Below are 20,461 nucleotides of genomic sequence, written 5' to 3'. Positions count from 1 at the left end.
CTTTAAAAAAAGTATCCTACTGCAACTACAACAGTTCCGCTAATACCTGTGACATATTTTTTCCTAATTAGCTGCAAAGTATTGAGATTATATCCATCTAGACACTGTTGATCAAATACTAACTATCTATCCCTTTTGTCTTGGAGTTATTGAGAAGAATATAAAGATGGGAAATTAGCATAACTGGAATTTGGCAAACCTCTAGCAATGGATACTTGTCCATCTCGTAAAATAACTCCTCCAGTAATTATTTGGTGGGATAGTGAAGCGGAACGAAGGTATCGCTGTTTCTCCTGTTTAATTAACCAAAATGTTTGTAGTTTGAGTTCCATCGATTACGCTATTTCATTACCAATATGGCTATTTTTATGAATTATTTGTGATTAACATAGTCGAAAGATATAGTGAAAACTGCCCTGTAATTACCAGACAGTAATCTTGTAAATTTTGCATGAGTCAGGACAAATAATCTAATTTCGTTAAATATTATACTGAATAACCAGTTAACTAAGTGAAAGATGTAAGCAAGAGCAATGAATTTATAGTCAAAATGGCCGACATAGTAATAGGCATTAGCCTACTGCTCACAAAATTATCACAATCTAGAGGTTAATCTATCAGGAATATACTCCTATGAGCCGAAAAACCAACAAAATCTGCAAACAATCAGGAGTAATTCCATATCGTGTGAGAGATGGAAAAATTGAAATCTTATTGATTACCACCCGTAAATGCCAAAGTTGGGTAATACCCAAAGGAGGTGTTTGTAAAGGCATGACTCTACCTGATTCAGCAGCTAAAGAAGCCTGGGAAGAAGCAGGAGTTGTTGGTCAAGTAAATACTGAGAAAATCGGCGTTTATCAATATTGTAAAGGCGGTAATATTTATCGAGTAGGTCTATTTTTATTGCCAGTAGAACAAGTATTAGAAAATTGGACAGAAGCAACCCAACGAGAAAGGATCTGGTTAGATATTAATCATGCTGCCATGATTGTTAAAGAAAATTCTCTTAAAAGGATTTTGCAGACCTCACAAAACCAAGTAAAAATCTAAAATTAAAAACGTAAGAATTCAGGAGTTAGGAGTCAGAATTTTTGAGAAGTCGGTTAATTATCAAATAGATATTTTTGGCGTTAGCATGAAAAAGCTGACTGGTGATATTTGATAGCTGAATGCTTACCTAAAAACTAAAAACTAAAAATCCAATCCTCTAGAGGTAATTCATGAATTACCCCTATCTTTTGAGTTATAAACGATGGTTTCCAAATCAAACTTGACTACAAGATAATTGAAATCTTAATCACCACCATTTGTTAAATCTTCAAAACCCAAAATATTATCTCCTAAAAGATGGACATGATCTACTTGATCAGAATTAGCACCTAAGAATGTCAAGTGAACTGCTGGATAATTCTTGGTACTACTATCAATAACAGCATCGGGTTTACTATTAATAATCAAAAATGCTACATAGATGTTACCACCTTCTAACGTACTTTTAGAAGTCGCTGCTTGACTATTACTTACACTCAAACCTAGATTGCTTAAATCCTTATTAACCGCAGCTTGAGTATAGCCAGCTTCTCCAGGAAGAATATCAGGAGTACCATCACCATTGATATCAATCCCACCATTTTGATCAGTTACTTTATAGAAGCCGATATAGTTATCAAAGGCTGCTTCTCGGTAGACTGTAAACTCAGTATTTACCAAACCAGTAACATTCCATAAATCAATATTTTTTCCTTTAGGAGAATCTTGCAATCCTGTACCTAGAGTTAAATGATTATCTGTAGCTAGAATATTAACAACTAAATCCTATAAGTCCGAATAATTAGTAGAAGTATCCTGCCAACCAAGAGAGAAATCATCATCGCCTAAGTTGCTAATTTGGAGAGTTGAGGACTTAGAAAAAATCATGTTGGAAATAGGAGTCCTAGCAGCTGTTACAGAATGAGTTGATCTATTTTCTACTAAGTAGAATATCAAGTTAGTATTGGCATTAAATTCTAATAGCCTGTTGAGGCTGCTAGTATCAAACTGGCTGGTAATTTTAGAAATTTTAGAGAAAATAATCTCGCTTTTTTCTAAAGCTGCTCCAGTATATCCAGCTTCACCAGGGGCGATACCATCAATTGTTCCAGAAGCATCATCAACAGCAAATGCTACTAATTCATGAACATCACTAAAACTATTTTCAGCTATTGTAACTTTAAGTCTAGCCCTGCTATTTTAGCTGATTTTTTTAAGAAAATCATCACTAAGTTTGAGGATTTTAGTTGTCGAAAGTCCTCCATCTTTAGGGGTTCAATTTTCGTCAATGTCATTAATATTAATAGTTAAGTCTTTAGTAAAACAGAGTCCATCAGCATCTGTTATCTTAACATTAATGTTGTAGGTCACCTTGGTTTCAAAATTAGGAGAGGCGTTGATCTTCAGATTTTCACCATCAATGGTGAAGACAGTATTATCTGGATAATCCTCATCAGCGACTAAGTTGTATGTGAAAGTATCACCTGTATTCTGGTCAGTAGTGAGAAATATACTAATTACTGTTTCTGAGTCAACATTCTCATCAATGGACGTGATAGTTAATGTTAAATCTGTCGGTGCTATATTTGTGCCTATTTCGTCAATGTCATTGATATTGATAGTCAACTCTTTTTCATAATACAGTCCACCTTGATCTGTCGTTTTGACCAGAAGTACATAACTCGATTTGGTTTCAAAATTAGGAGAGGCGTTAATTTTCCGACTTTCACCATCAATAGTGAAGAAACTATTATTACCAGCACCAGCAACTAGGATCTAAGTAAAGTTATGTACTGTTGCTTTGTAATCGGCTCATCTTTGCAGTTAATCTCCATGAGGAAATTTCTCTGTGCTATCAGTAGCCAGAGTTGATATGAATCGCTGTGGAGGATAGATCCCACATTCCGCGATTAATCTGCGTGAGGAAGTTTGTCCAGGCTGTAGAAGTGAAGCAGCCAGAGTTGCTATAAGTACCAATAGGGATATGAGTTAATCCCACTGTTAATCTGCGTTAAAATTGCTCTCTGTACGGTGGTTAAGAAGTCAGAGTTTAATATGTATTGCAATGGGTATGAGGAAAATCCGGGTTAAAATCTATGCAAAATAAAACCTAGATTCTGATTCAAGTACCCAACTCTGATTCAATTACCCAAACTGGGATATGGTAGAAGCAAAAGCTATTTGCTACTGCAAATCATGATCATCCATGTCTGATCAGACATGGTGTTTTTCCGATGAAACCCCAACTAACCTACCAAAACAAACTTACCAAGATCCTGAAGTTTATACTGGTTTCCTGGGGTTTAATTTTTGGTTGTATTAACTAATAAGCTTTTCATTAAATAGCCAACACAATTATATGCTATATCTTGTACTATTACTTGTCAAGTCTCTAGAAAGTTTAAACAAAGAGTACTGGAGATACTGAGTTTGGTTTTTATGATTAGGACTGAGGATTCCCACAAATAGGGTGAATTTGCCAAGATTTTACTGAAATAACGATGATAATTTCTGACAGTTGAAAGCGCCTAAGTAGGATATGTTAGTGGAAAAAGCAGCACAATATTACTAGTAACATACTTAACGTCTAGTCATGAGAGAGCTAAGATTTTTATGGGAGATCAAATCAGATGTATTTGAACTTTGTTATGAGTTAAATTGTGGGGATCATAGTAGTAGTATTAGTAGCTTTTGGTGTTTTACAATGGTTTCATATAGCTGCTGGTAACTTTCTCAATTGGGTAATTGGTGGTGCTAGTTTTTGGTGGCTATTGGTAATTGTGACAGTTCCGTGGAATGTCCATTTTCAGGCTAAAGAAGTTTTAGCAGAAGCTGCTGAATCAATTAAAAAAAATATTCCTGTAGATGAGAAACAAATTAAGTATGTGAGTATTTTAGCCAAGGGAGCTCTCTGGTGGGCTATTGGTTTACACTTAATGTCAATTATAGCTTTGTATATTCTAGCAGCCACGGAAATTAGTGCTGTTAGATATATCAGTTCTGGTGCAGCTTTGTTATTAACCTTATTGCTTCCAGCAATTAGCATCTATGAATATTCATATGCGAGGTTGAGAATGATTTGTCAAGCTTTTACCTATCCTCGTGAAGGTATTTTGGAACTGCGTAACCGTTTTTATTAAATAGAACAAAAAAGGCAATCTTTAGAAGGTAAACGGAATCTAGAACAACCATATTCTTTAGCAGCTAACAACTAAAGATTTAGCGAAGAAACACGACAAGAGTTAGCTCGTATTATTGCTGGTTTAGGAGAATTAAGAGCTACAAACCAAACAGAAGATGAGCGTTTATCGAGAGAAGCCAGAAATGCGATCACACAACTCTCCAGCGATGGACAATTTCTCGATCACGTCAGCGAGATTATTGGATTTTTTAAATCGGCTTAATGGAATCAGTTATCAGTTATCACCCTTCTAAACTCCTGACTCCCGACTCCTGACTTCCCTATTTCCTGGCTTGAATTACCTGTAAACTACCACCAGCATATAAACTTGGTGCATTTACCTCAAACCCATTTTTTCGCAACAAACCAGGTAAATCAGTTTTCAAAAACTCCCAAGCAGTTTCCGTTTCAAACAACCAGAAAAAAACTGATAAACCTGGCCGAAAAATAGGGTTTGTGGGAGGATGCAAATCTACCAAAGTGAATACTCCTCCTGGCTTTAATACCCGATAAACTTCTTGAATGATTTTTCGCAATTGTTCCGGCTCCATCTCATGTAAAGCGGCGCTAGTATGTACCACATCAAATAAACTATCTGTAAAAGGCATATCTTCTGCAAAAGCTTCCACATAAGTAGCATTCGGGACATTTTGACGCGCCCGTTGTAAAGATAATGGGGAAGCATCCAGTCCTGTAACATTTTGTGATAATTTCACCAAAAATTCTGTCCCTTGTCCGCTACCACAACATAAATCTAGGATTTGTATATCTGAGTGCAGGGTTAAGCCTTGTAGGGCTAGTTGGCGGAAATGCCCTTCACCCCCCACACTCAAGGCTGCTAAACGGGAGATACCATCATATAGCCACTGATAACGGTAACTCCAGTCTCTCAAAATTGTGGCCATTGCATATTTCCTGCTAATAAAGCTTTATCTCTAATAAAGATATATTGTTAACATTAGTAAAAAATCTGCAAGGTTGGGGGAAAGTAACTGCTATGGGTCGTGTAGGCGTATTATTACTCAATCTCGGAGGACCCGATAAATTAGAGGATGTCGGTCCGTTTTTATATAACCTGTTTTCTGATCCCGAAATTATTCGCCTACCATTTCGTTGGATGCAAAAGCCATTGGCTTGGTTTGTTGCTACGCGACGAGAAAAAACATCACAGGGAAATTATAAGCACATAGGTGGTGGTTCACCACTGCGGCGCATTACAGAAGAGCAGGGGGAAGCCTTAAAAGCACAACTGGATGCGATGGGTAAAGAAACCAAGATTTATGTGGGAATGCGTTATTGGCATCCTTATACAGAAGAAGCGATCGCTCAACTGGCACAAGATAACATCGAAAAACTGGTAATTCTGCCACTTTACCCACAATTTTCCATCAGCACCAGTGGTTCTAGCTTCCGGCTGTTGGAAAGACTTTGGCAAGAAAATCCCAAACTTCAGCCCCTTGAATACACCGTTATTCCTTCCTGGTACAAACAAACAGGCTACCTGCAAGCAATGGCGGAACTGATCATTGAACAACTTAATCAATTTCCTGAACCAGATCAGGTGCATATATTCTTTAGCGCCCACGGTGTGCCAAAAAGCTATGTTGTAGAAGCAGGAGATCCTTATCAGCAAGAGATTGAGGAATGTACTCACCTAATTATGGAAACCCTCAATCGCCCTAATCCCCACATACTAGCTTATCAAAGTCGCGTTGGCCCAGTAGAGTGGCTGCAACCTTATACTGAGGAGGCCCTGAAAGAACTAGGCGCAAAAGGTGTCCAAGATTTGATAGTTGTACCGATTAGTTTTGTTTCTGAACACATCGAGACTCTGCAAGAAATTGATATTGAATATCGAGAAATAGCTGAAGAAGCAGGAATTCAAAACTTCCGTCGCGCTGCTGCACCCAACACTCATCCGGTATTTATTAAAGCATTGGCAGACTTGGTAATAGAGTCCCTAGGAAAACCTAGCCTTAAACTGTCCCAAGTCACCCAAATGAAAAAAAGGGTAAAAATGTATCCCCAAGAACGTTGGGAATGGGGATTGACAACTAGCGCCGAAGTCTGGAATGGTCGCATAGCCATGCTAGGTTTTATCGCCTTAATTATCGAGATAGTTACTGGTAGGGGTTTACTTCATGTTATAGGGATTCTCTAACACCAAAAAGAGAACGCTTAAGGGGAAAGGGGAAAATTTTCTTGCCTCACACCCTATCCCCTACCTAATACTACTCAGAAAACACAATCTAAAAGTTATTAGTTGGTTTGGGAGAAGGTTAAAAAGATTTTATTTTCGCTTTTCCCTTCTTCTTTGTCCCCATACCCTACACCCTTCTACTGACGACGATTTTGCCAGTACCACTCATACCACTATTTAGCACTACGAATTGCGAACCAGAGCAGAATTAAAGCAATCAATCCTCCTGAACGGGGAGAATCGACGGCAATGTTTCATGTATAAATTTGTATGTATATAGTTTTAATCGTTGGGTAAATAGAAGGACTATTTTAAATTTTTAATTATGGGAATTATAAAAATAAATTAGAGTATTTGTCTTAACTTGAGTATTTTTGCGTGCATAATTTATTTTTTATTAGTACTTGATTGTTAAAAACAATAGCTTTTCATTAACTGTAGATGTAGTTAATTCATGCTACTTGTTGAAGTGCTGAATGTGGGTTAGAGGATGTTTTAAAAGTCCCTCATGATGTATCAACAACTTTGCTATCCCCTTAAAGTCCCCCTTTTTAAGGGGGACTTTAAGGAATTTAGTTTTATTAAGAATGAACAACGCAGGATCAAGGGTTGGGATGTTGGTGAGCGATCGCTAAATTTCTATTCTTCCCCTGCATCCCCTGCTTACCTTCACAGATCATTTTTGGGTTGACAGACTACTACTAGAGCACGGCGTAAATAAACCAACCATTCCAAATCTCCGAAAAGCTCACGCCGTATTGATTTTGAATTTTGTTGGGGCAGCCTGCTGGAACCAATATTCTCAATTTTGTTAGCGGAGCTCTTCTGAAAGAAGCATTTTGAATTCACGGTGGTACTAGTTTGACTTCTAACTCCTGAATTTTAAATTCCCAGTCGTTGATAAACCTGATCTAAATGTCTGAGATGATGCTGTGGATCAAAACAAGCATCTATTTCTGGCGGTGACAACTTTTGAGTAACACGGGGATCTTTGCTAATCAAATCGCGGAAATTACCTTCCGGTTTGTTCCAAGCAGTGTGGGCGCTTTGTTGGACTATGGCATAAGCTTCTTCGCGGTTAAGTCCTTTGTCTATTAAAGTCAATAGGACTCGTTGACTGAAAACTACGCCACCATAACAGTTGAGATTCCGTTCCATGTTCTGGGGATACACCAGCAGATTTGTTACCAAGTCGGTGATTTCATGCAGCATAAAGTGAGTTAAAATGCAAGCATCTGGCAAAACTACCCGTTCTACAGAACTGTGAGAAATATCTCGTTCGTGCCATAAAGCGACGTTTTCTAAAACTGCACCTGCATGACTTCGTAGCAATCGCGCCATCCCCGTCAGTCGTTCGGAACGGATGGGGTTGCGTTTGTGCGGCATGGCGCTAGAGCCTTTTTGACCTTTAGCGAAGAATTCTTCAACTTCCAAAACGTCAGTTTTTTGGAGATTACGAATTTCTACCGCAAAGCGTTCAATGGATGCAGCGACTAAGGCTAATTGCTGCACATAATCGGCATGAATATCGCGGGAAATAACTTGAGTTGAGGCTGTATCAGTTTTGAGTCCTAGCTTTTGACAAGCGAGCGCTTCTACACGAGGTTCAATATTTGCATAAGTCCCTACCGCACCGGAAATCTTACCTACAGCTATGGTTTTTTGGAGAATTTGCAAGCGTTCTTGATGCCGTAACACTTCCGCTAACCACCCAGCCAACTTAAAACCAAAGGTCATCGGTTCAGCGTGAATACCATGCGAGCGCCCAATCATCACAGTATAACGGTGTTCTCTGGCTTTATGGCGAATTGCCTGAATTAAATCTTCCAAGCATTGCAACAACAGATCCAAACTAGCGATCAATTGTAGTGCTAGAGCCGTATCCAGAACATCCGAACTGGTTAAACCCAGGTGAATATAACGTCCCGTATCACCTACGAATTCATTAACATTTGTCAAAAAAGCGATCATATCATGGCGGACTTCCGCCTCAATTTCCAGCACCCGCTTAGGGTCAAAGTTCGCCTTGGCTTTAATCTCTGCAACCGCCTCTGATGGAATGTAACCTAATTCTGCCTGGGCTTCACAAACAGCAATTTCTACTTGCAGCCAGGTTTTTAGTTTATAAGCTTCGCTCCACAGATTGCCCATTTCGGGCAAAGTATAACGCTCAATCACATTCAGGCATATAATACAACTGTCATATTTTACATTTTAATTAGGGTGTAACGGATAGGAATCCTATTTGATTTGTAAACTTGAAGAGTCTTCAGTCTTTGCTGTTGGGTCCCAGCTGTGGGGAATTCTATCCAACTTAATTTAAATCAGTACATATATTTAGTAAATAATTTAAAGTCATTTTGGCTGGTTTTAGTTTGAATCCTTAACTTCTATTTAAAGACCAGATGTTAATATTTGATAAACTTTCTCACTGTCAATAGGAATTTTGCCTAATCAAAAGATTTACCAGCCAAACAAGTTTGAAGTTGGGATTTGCAATTTTTAGATTTATCCCACTGGTTCTTAGATTGAGTTTGGAGATTTTAGATTGACTGAAAACAGGGTGTAGGGGTATGGGGTGTAGGGAAATATAGTTGGTTCCAGACCCTAAAAGGTGCAAACTCCTCAATTTATTGATGGAGAAGACAAATATCTTGAACATTAAGGATTATAAAAATGCTGGCTATGCATAGCATGAAAGGTGCTTATAAGTTGAATCTAAAACTAGAGTCGACTTTGGAGGAGTTACCAGTTTGGACTGTTCAAATCGAACTAAATCAGCCAGGAAATGAACTAGCTAAACTTTTTGATCAAGAGCCTTTATTACCAGGAATTATCTTGACTAAAAATCAGAAATGTGTAGGCATGATTTCCCGACCACTATTTTTTGAGCAAATGAGCCGTCCTTATGGGTTAGGGCTATTTGCTGGTCGGCCTATTGAATATCTTTACAATGTTCTGCTACCAGAGATATGTATCCTATCTGAGGATACTCCCATTGTGGATGCAACTCAGACAGCATTAGAACGATCCGCTAAACTTGTTTATGAACCGATTGTAATTACAGATCAATCTAGTCAGTATGGATTACTCGATTTCCATCACTTACTTTTAGCTTACTCTCAAATCCATGTTTTAACACTTAATCGACTCCAGAAAGAAAAAGAACTTACTAGCATAGCAAGAGCAGACTTCCGCAACCTTCAACACAACTATACTCGACTATTACAAAATGAAAAAATGATTGCCCTGGGACAACTTGTAGCGGGTATTGCCCACGAAATCAATAATCCCATGAACTTTATCTATGGTAATCTTAACTATGCCACTAAATATGTACAAGACCTCATATACCTAGTTGAATGTTATCAAGAAGAACCTTCTTACTCTGAAGTAGTATTGCGAGCCAAAAAAAGAGGTATTGAAATTGAATTTATCATGGAAGATTTGCCAAGATTGTTATCTTCTATGAAAGTTGGTGCAACCAGAATTAATGAAATTGTCTTATCTCTACGGAATTTTTCCAGACTAGATCAAGCAGAAATAAAATCAGTTGATATTCATGAAGGGATAGAAAATACATTAACAATTCTTCAGCATAACTTGAAAGCTAAACCTGATCGTCCAGAAATTAAAGTAATTAAAGATTATGGTAATCTGCCATTAGTAGAATGCTATGCTGGTCAACTTAATCAGGTATTTATGAATATAATATCTAATGCTATTGATGCCCTTTCCGAAAGTTATCAAATATGTATTTGCGGTCATCATTTAACTTCCCATAATCAAAAAGATATGACAATTACTATTCGTAGTGAAGTCAATAAGGACAATCAGGTAATGATTGGCATTGCTGATAATGGACCAGGAGTACCAGAGAATATCCAAAAACGTGTATTTGATCCATTTTTCACTACCAAGTCTGTAGGTAAAGGAACTGGATTAGGATTATCCATCAGCCACCAAATTGTGGTACAAAAACATGGTGGTCAAATTTACTGTTTATCGCAGCCAGGACAAGGCTCTGAATTTATTATTAAAATTCCCATTATTTCGGACAAAAATAATTTAAATAATAAGTAGGTTGGCGGAAAAATTTATAACTATATCATGCATGGCGAATACAGCAAAGGGGAATCAAGCAATCCCAACGGTTTCAATTAATTTATATTTTGTTACATAGTTATGTTTATTTGTGTCTACCTACTGAGTTTTGCACTCTATATCAAAAATAATGATACCAAATTCTAGTGAAATCAACCTCCTAATTCCATCAAGTAAATTACCTCTATACGCTAAAAAAGTATTAGTAACAGCCCCCAGAAATTATGCCTGTCGTTTGTTGGAAGAAATTATAAAAAAAGGTGGTCTTCCCATTCTCATGTCTACTATCGAAACCTGCTTTTTATCAGATTACACCGATTTAGATATTACTTTGCAGAAGTTAGATAAATTTAACTGGATTATCTTTACCAGTCGCAATGGAATAATTGCCTTTTTTCAGCGTCTACATGAACTGAATATTCCCCACTCTGCGTTACATAATTGTCAATTATGTGCTTTAGGTAAAGATACTGAAAGTTTATTATCTCTTTGTGGACGAGTTGATTTAATCCCCGAAGAACCGAGTCCAGCAGGAATTGTCGCAGAACTATCTAAAATTCCCAATATTCATTATCAAACAGTGCTAGTACCTACTCCTGAAGTTGTGGGTTTACCTGAACCGAATATCATACCTAACTTGATAAATGATTTACATAAATTAGGTATGCAAGTTACTCGTTTATCTACTTATATGACCCAATGTATAGACAAAAATATTTATGCAGTAGAATTAAATTTAATACGTCAAGGAATGATAGATATTATTGCTTTTAGTAGCACAGCAGAAGTAGAAAGTTTTATCAGAATGTTTGATTCAAGAAGTGATTATGAAAACTCTATAATTGCCTGTTTTGGACCATATACAGCTACAAATGTACAAGATTTAGGTTTAAATGTTTCTATTGTATCAAATGACTATAGTTCATTTGCAGGATTTACCGCGGCAATGGCGGATTTTTTACTGAGGGCTTGCTGATAGCGTAGCGTTAAGCCATATAAAGGAAAAACCAGTTTAAGAGTTATTTAAGGTTGATAAGATGTAGGAAATAAGCCTTGATACTATGAGAAATCAAACACCTTTTTAGATTCTATAGCAATGTGGAATCATTGGTTAGAAAATACTAAATTGATTAAAGATAACATAAATAGCAAATAAATTCGTGTTTTGTGACTTAAGTAGTATATTAAGTATAATCCATAGGTTTAAATTCTAGTTTAATAACTTACAAATACAGTAACAGTATTTACTCATAATTCAGTTAGGATTGCTATAGATTATTCTAAATCCTCCTCTTCTTCCTTCTGACTCCTAATCGTCACTAACAACTTTTTTAGCAAGTCCTACTTAGTTTGGATTAATTTTGCGGTTATGCACTGGAAGTCACAAAAACATAAGACTATCTACATATTTATGGCAATTTCTTGGGTCGCTAGAGATAATTAAGTAATCCTAATTCTGCACTTCCAGGAAAAATCTAAAATAGCTATGTTAATCAGTTGGCTGTACCTCATGATAGCAATTGTTTTTGAAATTGCTAGAATAACTTGTATGAAACTGTCTGAAGAACTCACTAAATTAGTTCCTTCAATATTAATTTTTGTATTATATGGACTTTGTTTAACTTTTTTGACACTTTCTCTTAGAAAACTTGAAGTTAGTATTGTTTATGCTTTTTGGTCTGGTTTGGGTACTATTGTAGTTACTAGTATTGGTATTGTCTGGTTTCGTGAATCTTTATACACCTATAAAAGTTATGTCCATCTTTTTAAGAATTATCGGGGTAATTAGTGTAAATCTAAGTTAATACTCGCAGGGATAAAAGAATTAATGTTTACTCATGAGGTTGCAGAATGCTAAATAACAAGGACCCTGACTTCTGAGAGAAATTAGAGGATGTCTGAAAACTTTTTTGTATGGTATCTAACACTTGCAAATCCCTGTCCGCTTTAAAAAGGGGACTTTGAGTAATTTATTCCCGCTTTATAAGAGCATGTTTGAAAAGTTTTAGGAGGTATAAATTGTCATTCTGAGCGCAATAAAATGTGCGTGAATGCGAAGCGTACCCGAGGCTCTAGAATCTACATTTTGAGCATGTACTGAGATGTTTCATTCCGCTCTGCTGCATTCAATATGACACAAAGACCGATTTTTCAAACAACCTCTAAGGGGGGATCTTGATTAATGCTGATAGTTCTCAGATATCCTCTTAAGGATCTGAATCGGAGCTCAGTATTAAATTTGTAATGATCAGAAGATTTCCGGCGGCTTTTGCTCATTCGATTTTGCGGCTTCCTTCACCAATATCCTTTCTTTCCCATTGGGAATATCCCTCACATTTCTACCTGGTTATTTACCAGAATTCTCAGGTAAATTGGGAATATATTTTGCATCTATCTGGAAAATTAGAGTTGGGAAAATAGCAATTTAGCAATATATTCTGCATTTCTTTTTTCCCTCCAAATCCAATGATTATACTGACCTTTTTTTTGAATATGAAGAATTGCTTCTTCGATCACTTTGTCTAAATCATCTAAACTAGAATATAATGAACCTATAGGTACTGGCCAGGTGATTTGATGTTTGATTATGGGATAATCCGGAGCAATAATATAACATCCACAAGACCCAGCATCACTTATCACTCCACTCGCTCGATAATAATAACGCTGTTGATCAAAATTGGTGACTAAAATATCTAATTGTTGTAATGCTTGTAGATAGTCTTCGTCTTCTGTGGTGTCAATAAATATAATATCTGAGCAATTTTCCAGATATTTGGGTTTTTGATTAATGGGTGTACCAATAACGCATTGTAGTTTTTGGGAATGTTGATAAACATAGGAGCGGATTTTTTCTAAGGTCTTATTAATGGGTTTATCTTGTCGAATAATACCTACAATACCAATTGTAATTTTATTGTCTTGTTTGAGCCTTTCTCCCGGTTGTAATTTCGGGGTAACTTCACTAATAACGGGGTGGGGAATAACGATTTTAGAATATGCGTTAAATTTAAACTTATCACTGATATAATCATCATCTAATTCTAAGAGAATAACTTTAAACTTAGGATTAAATTCTATGAAATTTTTCAAATAAACAAAACCTAAATATTTAATTTTGCTTTCTTGAGCCAATAATTGATTACCATGAATACCTAAAAATACTTGTTTCCCTGTTGATACCAACATTGGTAAAAGGGTTAAAAGATGTTGGTTATAAATTTCCATGACATAAATACTATCAACATCTTTGAGGGATAAAGCTTGTAATCCCATTGAAAAATGACGATATTCACGCCGTAATTGTAATCCAACTGTATAACTAGGAATTGCTTGGGTGAATTTTATAAACCATTTAGGTATTGGTCTTTCTATGGTGACAAAGCCGATTTTATGATTAGATAAGTGCTGATTAATTTGTAAAAGCTCTCTGAGTCCCTGATGGAATAGCTGCATTTTATATTAAATATTGAAAAACTTTGACTAGTTTTTGACAAATAGCTTTTTGATTAAAATTATCTTCAACGATTTGACGACCATTTTCTCCGAAATTATGACCGAGACTACGGTTTTTGTAAAAAAAGACCAACGCCTCATACCAATCTGCAGTGCTGTTTGCACCTAGTCTAACTTCTCCTAATACGAGGACTGCTGAATTCATGCCTAGAGGAGATACTATAACGGGTATACAACAGGCCATATAAAAGCTACACTTTCCCTTTTTCCATTCATTATTAGGGAGAGGGATTAATCCTATATCCATTTACTGAACCTCTGTGACTTCTGTTTGAGAAGAGCAAGGAATAAAACGAACTCTTTCAGCTGGTAACGAGGAAAAAGAGAGGGGTTGATCGGTAATTATCAACAGTTCTGAGTCGAGAAATTGATTCATAAATTGGGCTATAGCAGGTTCTATTGCTTGTAAATACCCGAGATTTCCTACCCTTCCTGTCCAACCAATGATGAATTTATCAGAATTATCGTCAGATGAGGCTAATCTAGGACGAAAGCGTTCTGTATCAATGGCTGTCGGGATTATCCGCACCTCTGCACCATAATTGACAAACCAATCAGCTAAGTAGTTATTTCCGACAATGATAATATCAGCACATTTAGCGATTGACTGAATCAAATTTAACACTCTTTCTGCATAAGATCGTTGATTAAAATAGTTTGAGGCAGAAGCTAACCAAATGGCATCATCGACATCAAAAACTAGGGGTTTTTTCAGCAATGGTTCTAGGGTACAGCGTCCTGGTACTAATTCTCGTTGTACCCAAGTAATTTGACTACTCCAACTGCCAGCAACACCAGGAATTCTGGATATTAGTTTTGCTCCTAACATCATCATTCTTAATGATTGTCGGTATTTTGTTCCTGTGGCAAAGTCAGGAATAAGTTTATTTTTATCAATGTTAGGGATATGTTATTTTACCTGAAGTCCCAATTTTTTGAGAGGTTCAATATGCTATCAGACTCGAAAGCGAGATGATGGAGTATTACTACCGCTTGTTAGTGCTGCAACTTTAATCATTGATTTTTTTCGCCCAAATTGTCATTCTTCCTGTTTGAGCTAAAATACTAAGGGGATATGCCAGAGGATATAAACAATATTGCTTCTTTCCAGACTTTTTAGGAAAATCAATTAGTGCTTGAGTCCATTGATTTTTATAACCTCGATCTTCCAGGGGATAACCCATAGTAGCAATCAAGTCATATAGAAATCTTTGGTGTAATACACAAGTCATTTTCCACCCCCTTAGTTCTAATATTGTTCCCAGGTTTTGCGGTGTATAGTGATAGAGATGATGCGGAAGATTTAAAGAATACTAAGCATTTTTAAACAAAGGAAAGTTCCAGGAACCCACATTAGGAACACATAACACTAACCATCCATCCGGAGCAACCCAATTATGGAGTTTTTTCAATCCTAAAATTGGATAATGTTAAGTGTTATAATACCATCCACGCTACAACTAGATCATATTTCTACTCAGATTCTGGAGCGGTTTCTAATGAACCTCTATGAACTTTATAGCCTAGAGAAATAGCTACTTCTGACGCAGTTTCTGGAAATTCAATGCCTTCAACTTCCCATCCTTGATTCATTTGCCATCTCATGCAGGAATTTTCCAGAAGTACATCCTACTTCTAACATTCGAGATGGAGCTAAACTTGGCAATTTATTATAATTATTAAATTCAAACTTTAAAAACTTTTCAAATAAGCGTTTCCAGAGAAGTTTAGAATCCTCAGATAAAGATCCATTAGGAATTTTACTCTATTTATATGGTCCGTAATAATCAGGATAATAAAACCCAATTGTTTCTGGTATTGGACGCGGATTAGTTCGCATCAAGCTACAACTCCGGCATCTCACTACGGTAAACTCACCAGGAAGATTATGTAAGTGACCGCGTCCATTTAAAATTATTTGGTCATACAATTTAACACAAATGGGACAAGGGTTACTTTCTAATTGGACTTGTGTAGGTAGCATTTTTATTGTTTCCTAATTAATGTGTTTTTCCATTGATAGAAAGGACTCATAGAAATCTTTAAAAGAAGCTCCATTTCCCCAGCAGGAACTATATCGCTTGTAATAACATTTCTGTACTTCATAAAATGAACCATAACTTTGAGTCAGTCATTGATAATGTAGGCAGGTAAAACGAAAGATTTTTGCCAAGGTTCATAGGTAATCATTCTCGTGTGGTATCGACTCAAACCTACTCCCTAAAAGAACCGAATTAAATAATTCCTCTCAAAACGAAATTTGGGGATTTTATGATCAATATTCATGTCTTTATTAAAGTAAAGTTCCCACCCACGATACAAAATGTATGATAACATTTCTATATTTTCAGATTTTTTTGATAAGGACTCACCTCATACTCCTGTAATCTTTTGACGTTCAGGAACACTTTTTAACCAAGCTTGTTTGCTAATAAATATTCCTGCTCCGGGAGGAAATATTTTTTTCGGGTATGCTTGTATTTTCCATTATAGCAATAAGTTTTATTCCCTTCGACTAAGTGCAAAAAAGCGAGCAATTCTTTCAAATTCTGGAGGTGGTTCGACTTCAAATTTGCCATGAATTTGTCCCCCATAATCACCAGGTTTTACATGGGTTTGGCCAAATTTATAAGCCTCTACTACCCAGTTAGGATAGGGTAAATTATCATCATCCAGAAATCCGATTAAATCACTTTTTGCTTCGCGGCTCGCACATCTGCGTGCAAAGGCCAGTCCCTGTTCATTTTCAAAGCAATATTTGAGTGGATAAACTTCACTCCAATTAGGTATTTGCTCTTTTACTACTACAGCAGTTTTATCAGTGCTATTATTGTGAATAATCAAAATTTCCCAGGAAATTTATTCTGTCCCAATTTGCGAGCGCAATTTTCCTAGGATATCTACTATGCGGTTTTCTCCGTTGTAGGTACAGATAGCCACTGTAAAATTAACCATAAGCACTTTTTACTATCAACGTTATGAGTCAATCTTGTCTGAATGCGATCGCAAATGCATTAATTAAGTTCATGATAAAACTTCAGTGCTACGCGTAATTATTCTTAGTTATATCCAGAAAAAGGTTATTTAGCAATCAATACAGAATAAATTTGATTCCCATTCTGGGCGGGAAGTTGTGAATCAGAGTAAATTATTACAGAGGCAGTATTGACATAGGAGATCACAAACTTAACCATAGATTCAGTTAGATTTCACCTAGAATCTGCTGTTTTTAATGATTTTAGCCAGTTCAATGACTTGACTTTTTCTCTGAAAACTCGTTTTCGCTAGTTTTAGAACATCCTCTCAAATAGTCAAGTTCAAGTTTACAGAAGTTAAAAATTTAAATCACCAATAGACCTCTTGCAGAATTAATTTTATGTTATAAGAGGGGGCTGTCTTTATTTTACCCAAAAGTTACACTTACACGGTTATATTTATATATATACTTCAATTAGCGAGGGCAAGCAAAGAACACCAAAAATACATAGAATCTAAAACTCTCTATCATACCACAGAAATAATTTTGCAAGAGGTATAATATGCTAAGAGTTAAAAACTTAAATAAATCTTACCCAAATAGAAAACTTCTTGAAAAATTAACGCTACATATTAATACAGGCGAGGTTTACGGTTTGTTAGATACAAATGGAGCAGTATTATTTGTAATCTATACTCAGTGGTGCTAGTGGTTATACTACCATCAATAATCAACCAATTTCTGAATCAACAAAGAAAACAATTAGGATTCCTCCTCAAGAAAACCTGTTATATAAAACCCTTTCTTGTGCAGAGAATTTGCAATTTTTTGCTGATATTTACGGTTTGGATCGAGAAACGAAAAGTAAACAAGTCGAAGTAACTCTCAAAGCTGTTAATTTATTAGATAGAGCTAAAAGTCCTGTAGAAACTCTGACTGTGGGAATCGAAAGACGGTTAAGTATTGCTGTTGCGTTGATACATCAGCCGCAGTTAGTAACTCTAGATGAACCGACTACAGGTTTATATATTGAAGCGAGATATGAAATTTGGGAATTAATTCGCCAACTAGAAAATCAAGGCATGACCATCTTATTGACAACACATTTACTCCCTTCCCACTAAACGAATAAGGTCATAGTAATAAGGTAGAGGGATAATGCTTTTGCCTAAGGTGGAATTCCACATCCCTAATTTTATACTGGGAACGGAGTTTTAGATGAACCTGAACGACTTTGTAACCGAATTGGCATTTTGAAAAGTGGTTTAATTTTAGCTGAGGGGAGTTTATATGACCTAAAAACTCTAATTCCGGGATAGGAAGTTTTAGTGTTACAAACTATATATATAAGAACAGAAAGTGATCTCACTAGCTCAAAAATATGGTTTCATACCCATGTGTTATGGTAATCACTTAGCTTTTTTACTACCAGAAGCGCTAGACTTAAAAGAAGTCATGACCAGATTTGAAGGCATACTCATTGATTCTATTTCTCGTCAACCTGTACGCTTAGAGCATATTTATTTAGAAATCACCCAAGATCAAGAAAGCAGGTGACAGGAGGAACTATTTTGTCTTTTGAATTCTTCTATTCACTATGTTTGAATTTTGAATTGCTTATCATGGATATTGTTGAAATTCTCAAAGCCGACTATCAAAGATTTCCCGTGAATCAAACCTACAGCATTTATGCACCAGAGGTTTATTTTCAAGATGCTGTTTTTAAATTTCGTGGTTTGGAACTTTATAAATGGATGATTAAATTTATCCAGACTTTCTTCTTAAATCTGAAAATGGATTTGCATAACATTGAACAACAAGAAGACACAATTAAAAGCGACTGGACACTTAGCTGGAACTCCCCCCTCCCCTGGAAACCACGTATATCTATTTCTGGTTGGAGTGAACTACGTCTCAACTCTGAAGGTTTAATTATTTCCCATATTGATTATTGGCATTCTTCCCGATTAAATTTGCTGAAGCAACACCTATTTTCCGCAAACAAAGGATAATGTAAATAAATGTAACCGAAATTTAGGCAGGACAAAATCATCCATGCGAGTAATTTTAATGACAGGTAAGGGTGGCGTAGGTAAAACCTCTGTTGCCGCAGCCACTGGACTTCGGTCTGCAGAACTCGGCTATCGGACATTGGTTTTAAGTACAGATCCTGCTCACTCCTTAGCAGATAGTTTTGATATAGAATTGGGACATGATGCCAAACAAGTGCGCCCAAATTTGTGGGGTGCAGAACTCGATGCACTGCAAGAATTAGAAGGTAACTGGGGTGCTGTAAAGCGTTATATTACCCAAGTCTTACAGGCACGGGGTTTAGACGGGATACAAGCGGAAGAATTGGCAATTTTACCAGGCATGGATGAGATTTTCGGCTTGGTCAGAATGAAACGTCACTATGATGAAGGGGAATTTGACGTTTTGATTATTGATTCTGCCCCAACTGGTACTGCACTGCGTTTGCTAAGTTTACCAGAAGTTGGTGGCTGGTATATGCGGCGTTTTTACAAACCTTTTCAAAATATCTCAGTGGCACTCAGACCTTTAGTAGAACCGCTGTTTAGACCCATTGCTGGTTTTTCTTTACCAGATAAAGAAGTAATGGATGCGCCTTATGAGTTTTATGAACAAATAGAAGCACTGGAAAAAGTATTGACTGACAATAATCAAACATCGGTTCGACTTGTCACGAACCCAGAAAAAATGGTGATTAAAGAATCTCTTCGGGCTCATGCTTATCTGAGCTTGTATAATGTAGCGACAGATTTAGTCGTAGCTAATCGCATTATTCCTAAAGAAGTTGAAGATCCCTTTTTCCAACGTTGGAAAGAAAATCAAGAGCAATATCGCCAAGAAATTCATGAAAACTTTCACCCCTTACCTGTGAAAGAAATTCCTCTTTATTCTGAGGAAATGTGTGGTTTAGCAGCATTAGATAGACTGAAAGAAACTCTCTACTCAGATGAAGACCCAACTCAGATTTATTACAAAGAAACTACTATGAGAATTGTGACGGAAAATAACCAATACAGCTTGGAACTTTATTTACCTAATATTCCTAAAAGCCAGATTCAACTCAGTAAAACTGGTGACGAATTAAACATTACTATTGGTAATCATCGCCGTAACTTGATTTTACCCCAAGCTTTAGCCGCACTGCAACCATCAGGGGCAAAAATGGATGATGATTATCTAAAAATTCGTTTTGCTGACAATGTAAGAGTCTAGCAAGTAGGTGATAGGAGGCAGGACAATTTTAAATTGTACTACCTCCTATCACCTGTTCCCTGATGATAATTATGCGGAAATTTATGATCTATCTAATTTAATCACGATTAAGTCTATCACTTCTCCGTATACGCAGTGTTGCTTTTGTCCACAGTAAAATATTTTAATATTATTAATCTGAATAATCGACTTGTAGTAAGATAATAAT

20 protein-coding genes and 3 pseudogenes are annotated in these 20,461 nt (G+C 36.5%); 10 read left to right on the top strand and 13 right to left on the bottom strand.

The window, feature by feature from the left end; all coding sequences use genetic code 11:
• Nucleotides 1-146: 146 nt before the first annotated feature.
• Complete coding sequence (locus tag AAZO_RS09960) at nt 147-332, bottom strand: hypothetical protein (RefSeq protein ID WP_013191158.1); 186 nt, start codon at nt 330-332, stop codon at nt 147-149.
• A 301-nt stretch (nt 333-633) separates the two neighbouring features.
• Here AAZO_RS09960 and AAZO_RS09955 point away from each other — a divergent pair, with 301 nt between their 5' ends.
• Nucleotides 634-1,053 (top strand): NUDIX hydrolase, encoded by a 420-nt coding sequence (locus tag AAZO_RS09955; protein ID WP_013191157.1) that lies wholly within the window; start codon nt 634-636, stop codon nt 1,051-1,053.
• A 243-nt stretch (nt 1,054-1,296) separates the two neighbouring features.
• Here AAZO_RS09955 and AAZO_RS26395 read toward each other — a convergent pair whose 3' ends face one another.
• On the bottom strand, nt 1,297-1,764 hold the full coding sequence (locus tag AAZO_RS26395; protein WP_049790652.1) for a DUF4114 domain-containing protein: 468 nt from the start codon (nt 1,762-1,764) through the stop codon (nt 1,297-1,299).
• A 256-nt stretch (nt 1,765-2,020) separates the two neighbouring features.
• On the opposite strand from AAZO_RS26395, the gene AAZO_RS37705 reads away from it, so the two are divergent.
• Nucleotides 2,021-2,179: a hypothetical protein gene (locus AAZO_RS37705; RefSeq protein WP_228371593.1), complete on the top strand. Its 159-nt coding sequence runs from the start codon at nt 2,021-2,023 to the stop codon at nt 2,177-2,179.
• Between the two features lie 128 nt (nt 2,180-2,307).
• Here the strand turns inward: AAZO_RS37705 and AAZO_RS26385 are convergent, their stop codons facing one another.
• Nucleotides 2,308-2,658, bottom strand: a complete 351-nt coding sequence (locus AAZO_RS26385) for a cadherin repeat domain-containing protein (protein WP_049790650.1) — start codon at nt 2,656-2,658, stop codon at nt 2,308-2,310.
• A 1,031-nt stretch (nt 2,659-3,689) separates the two neighbouring features.
• Between AAZO_RS26385 and AAZO_RS09945 the strand changes: the two are divergent.
• Nucleotides 3,690-4,436 (top strand): annotated as a pseudogene (locus tag AAZO_RS09945) (hypothetical protein).
• 58 nt (nt 4,437-4,494) lie between these two features.
• On the opposite strand, the gene AAZO_RS09940 reads toward AAZO_RS09945, so the two are convergent.
• The gene (locus AAZO_RS09940) at nt 4,495-5,118 is read right to left on the bottom strand and encodes a class I SAM-dependent methyltransferase (protein ID WP_013191154.1); all 624 of its coding nucleotides are present in this window, start codon (nt 5,116-5,118) and stop codon (nt 4,495-4,497) included.
• Between the two features lie 92 nt (nt 5,119-5,210).
• On the opposite strand from AAZO_RS09940, the gene hemH reads away from it, so the two are divergent.
• Nucleotides 5,211-6,374 (top strand): ferrochelatase, encoded by a 1,164-nt coding sequence (gene hemH / locus AAZO_RS09935; RefSeq protein ID WP_013191153.1) that lies wholly within the window; start codon nt 5,211-5,213, stop codon nt 6,372-6,374.
• Between the two features lie 212 nt (nt 6,375-6,586).
• Here hemH and AAZO_RS37700 read toward each other — a convergent pair.
• Together AAZO_RS37700 and purB are read right to left on the bottom strand one after the other, a co-directional pair.
• Nucleotides 6,587-6,661 (bottom strand): annotated as a pseudogene (locus tag AAZO_RS37700) (DUF4126 domain-containing protein); the annotation flags it as partial.
• A 634-nt stretch (nt 6,662-7,295) separates the two neighbouring features.
• On the bottom strand, nt 7,296-8,591 hold the full coding sequence (purB, locus tag AAZO_RS09930; RefSeq protein WP_013191152.1) for an adenylosuccinate lyase: 1,296 nt from the start codon (nt 8,589-8,591) through the stop codon (nt 7,296-7,298).
• Between the two features lie 498 nt (nt 8,592-9,089).
• Here purB and AAZO_RS09925 point away from each other — a divergent pair, with 498 nt between their 5' ends.
• From AAZO_RS09925 to AAZO_RS09915, 3 genes are all read left to right on the top strand, one after another.
• Complete coding sequence (locus AAZO_RS09925; protein ID WP_013191151.1) at nt 9,090-10,496, top strand: sensor histidine kinase; 1,407 nt, start codon at nt 9,090-9,092, stop codon at nt 10,494-10,496.
• 151 nt (nt 10,497-10,647) lie between these two features.
• Nucleotides 10,648-11,493: a uroporphyrinogen-III synthase gene (locus AAZO_RS09920; RefSeq protein WP_013191150.1), complete on the top strand. Its 846-nt coding sequence runs from the start codon at nt 10,648-10,650 to the stop codon at nt 11,491-11,493.
• Nucleotides 11,494-12,066: 573 nt separating this feature from the next.
• Complete coding sequence (locus AAZO_RS09915; RefSeq protein ID WP_338027113.1) at nt 12,067-12,306, top strand: DMT family transporter; 240 nt, start codon at nt 12,067-12,069, stop codon at nt 12,304-12,306.
• 614 nt (nt 12,307-12,920) lie between these two features.
• Here the strand turns inward: AAZO_RS09915 and AAZO_RS09910 are convergent.
• The 7 genes from AAZO_RS09910 to AAZO_RS37685 all read right to left on the bottom strand — a co-directional run bounded on the left by AAZO_RS09910 (nt 12,921) and on the right by AAZO_RS37685 (nt 16,877).
• A complete protein-coding gene (locus AAZO_RS09910; RefSeq protein ID WP_013191148.1) occupies nt 12,921-13,973 on the bottom strand; it encodes a glycosyltransferase in 1,053 nt (350 codons plus the stop codon).
• A 1-nt stretch (nt 13,974) separates the two neighbouring features.
• The gene (locus AAZO_RS09905; protein ID WP_041639820.1) at nt 13,975-14,280 is read right to left on the bottom strand and encodes a glycosyltransferase; all 306 of its coding nucleotides are present in this window, start codon (nt 14,278-14,280) and stop codon (nt 13,975-13,977) included.
• Nucleotides 14,281-14,868 carry a glycosyltransferase family protein gene (locus AAZO_RS09900; protein WP_144031272.1) on the bottom strand — a complete coding sequence of 196 codons (588 nt, stop codon included), beginning with the start codon at nt 14,866-14,868 and terminating at the stop codon, nt 14,281-14,283.
• Between the two features lie 175 nt (nt 14,869-15,043).
• Nucleotides 15,044-15,265 (bottom strand): hypothetical protein, encoded by a 222-nt coding sequence (locus tag AAZO_RS37695; RefSeq protein ID WP_049790649.1) that lies wholly within the window; start codon nt 15,263-15,265, stop codon nt 15,044-15,046.
• A gap of 241 nt (nt 15,266-15,506) precedes the next feature.
• On the bottom strand, nt 15,507-15,638 hold the full coding sequence (locus AAZO_RS41200) for a hypothetical protein (protein WP_266888933.1): 132 nt from the start codon (nt 15,636-15,638) through the stop codon (nt 15,507-15,509).
• A 160-nt stretch (nt 15,639-15,798) separates the two neighbouring features.
• Nucleotides 15,799-16,017 carry a hypothetical protein gene (locus AAZO_RS37690; RefSeq protein WP_049790648.1) on the bottom strand — a complete coding sequence of 73 codons (219 nt, stop codon included), beginning with the start codon at nt 16,015-16,017 and terminating at the stop codon, nt 15,799-15,801.
• Between the two features lie 518 nt (nt 16,018-16,535).
• Nucleotides 16,536-16,877 carry a glycosyltransferase gene (locus AAZO_RS37685; protein WP_228371591.1) on the bottom strand — a complete coding sequence of 114 codons (342 nt, stop codon included), beginning with the start codon at nt 16,875-16,877 and terminating at the stop codon, nt 16,536-16,538.
• 695 nt (nt 16,878-17,572) lie between these two features.
• On the opposite strand from AAZO_RS37685, the pseudogene AAZO_RS43620 reads away from it, so the two are divergent.
• The 3 genes and pseudogenes from AAZO_RS43620 (at nt 17,573) to AAZO_RS09870 (ending at nt 20,253) form a co-directional block, all read left to right on the top strand.
• Nucleotides 17,573-18,567: pseudogene (locus tag AAZO_RS43620) on the top strand (ABC transporter ATP-binding protein).
• 65 nt (nt 18,568-18,632) lie between these two features.
• A complete protein-coding gene (locus AAZO_RS09875) occupies nt 18,633-19,022 on the top strand; it encodes a C6orf136 family protein (RefSeq protein WP_013191147.1) in 390 nt (129 codons plus the stop codon).
• A gap of 43 nt (nt 19,023-19,065) precedes the next feature.
• A complete protein-coding gene (locus AAZO_RS09870) occupies nt 19,066-20,253 on the top strand; it encodes a TRC40/GET3/ArsA family transport-energizing ATPase (RefSeq protein WP_013191146.1) in 1,188 nt (395 codons plus the stop codon).
• Nucleotides 20,254-20,461 lie beyond the last annotated feature (208 nt).

This window comes from 'Nostoc azollae' 0708 (assembly GCF_000196515.1).
Classification (GTDB): domain Bacteria; phylum Cyanobacteriota; class Cyanobacteriia; order Cyanobacteriales; family Nostocaceae; genus Trichormus_B; species Trichormus_B azollae.
Note: the sequence above shows the minus strand (reverse complement) of the source record. Positions and strands in the feature narration are given on the sequence as shown.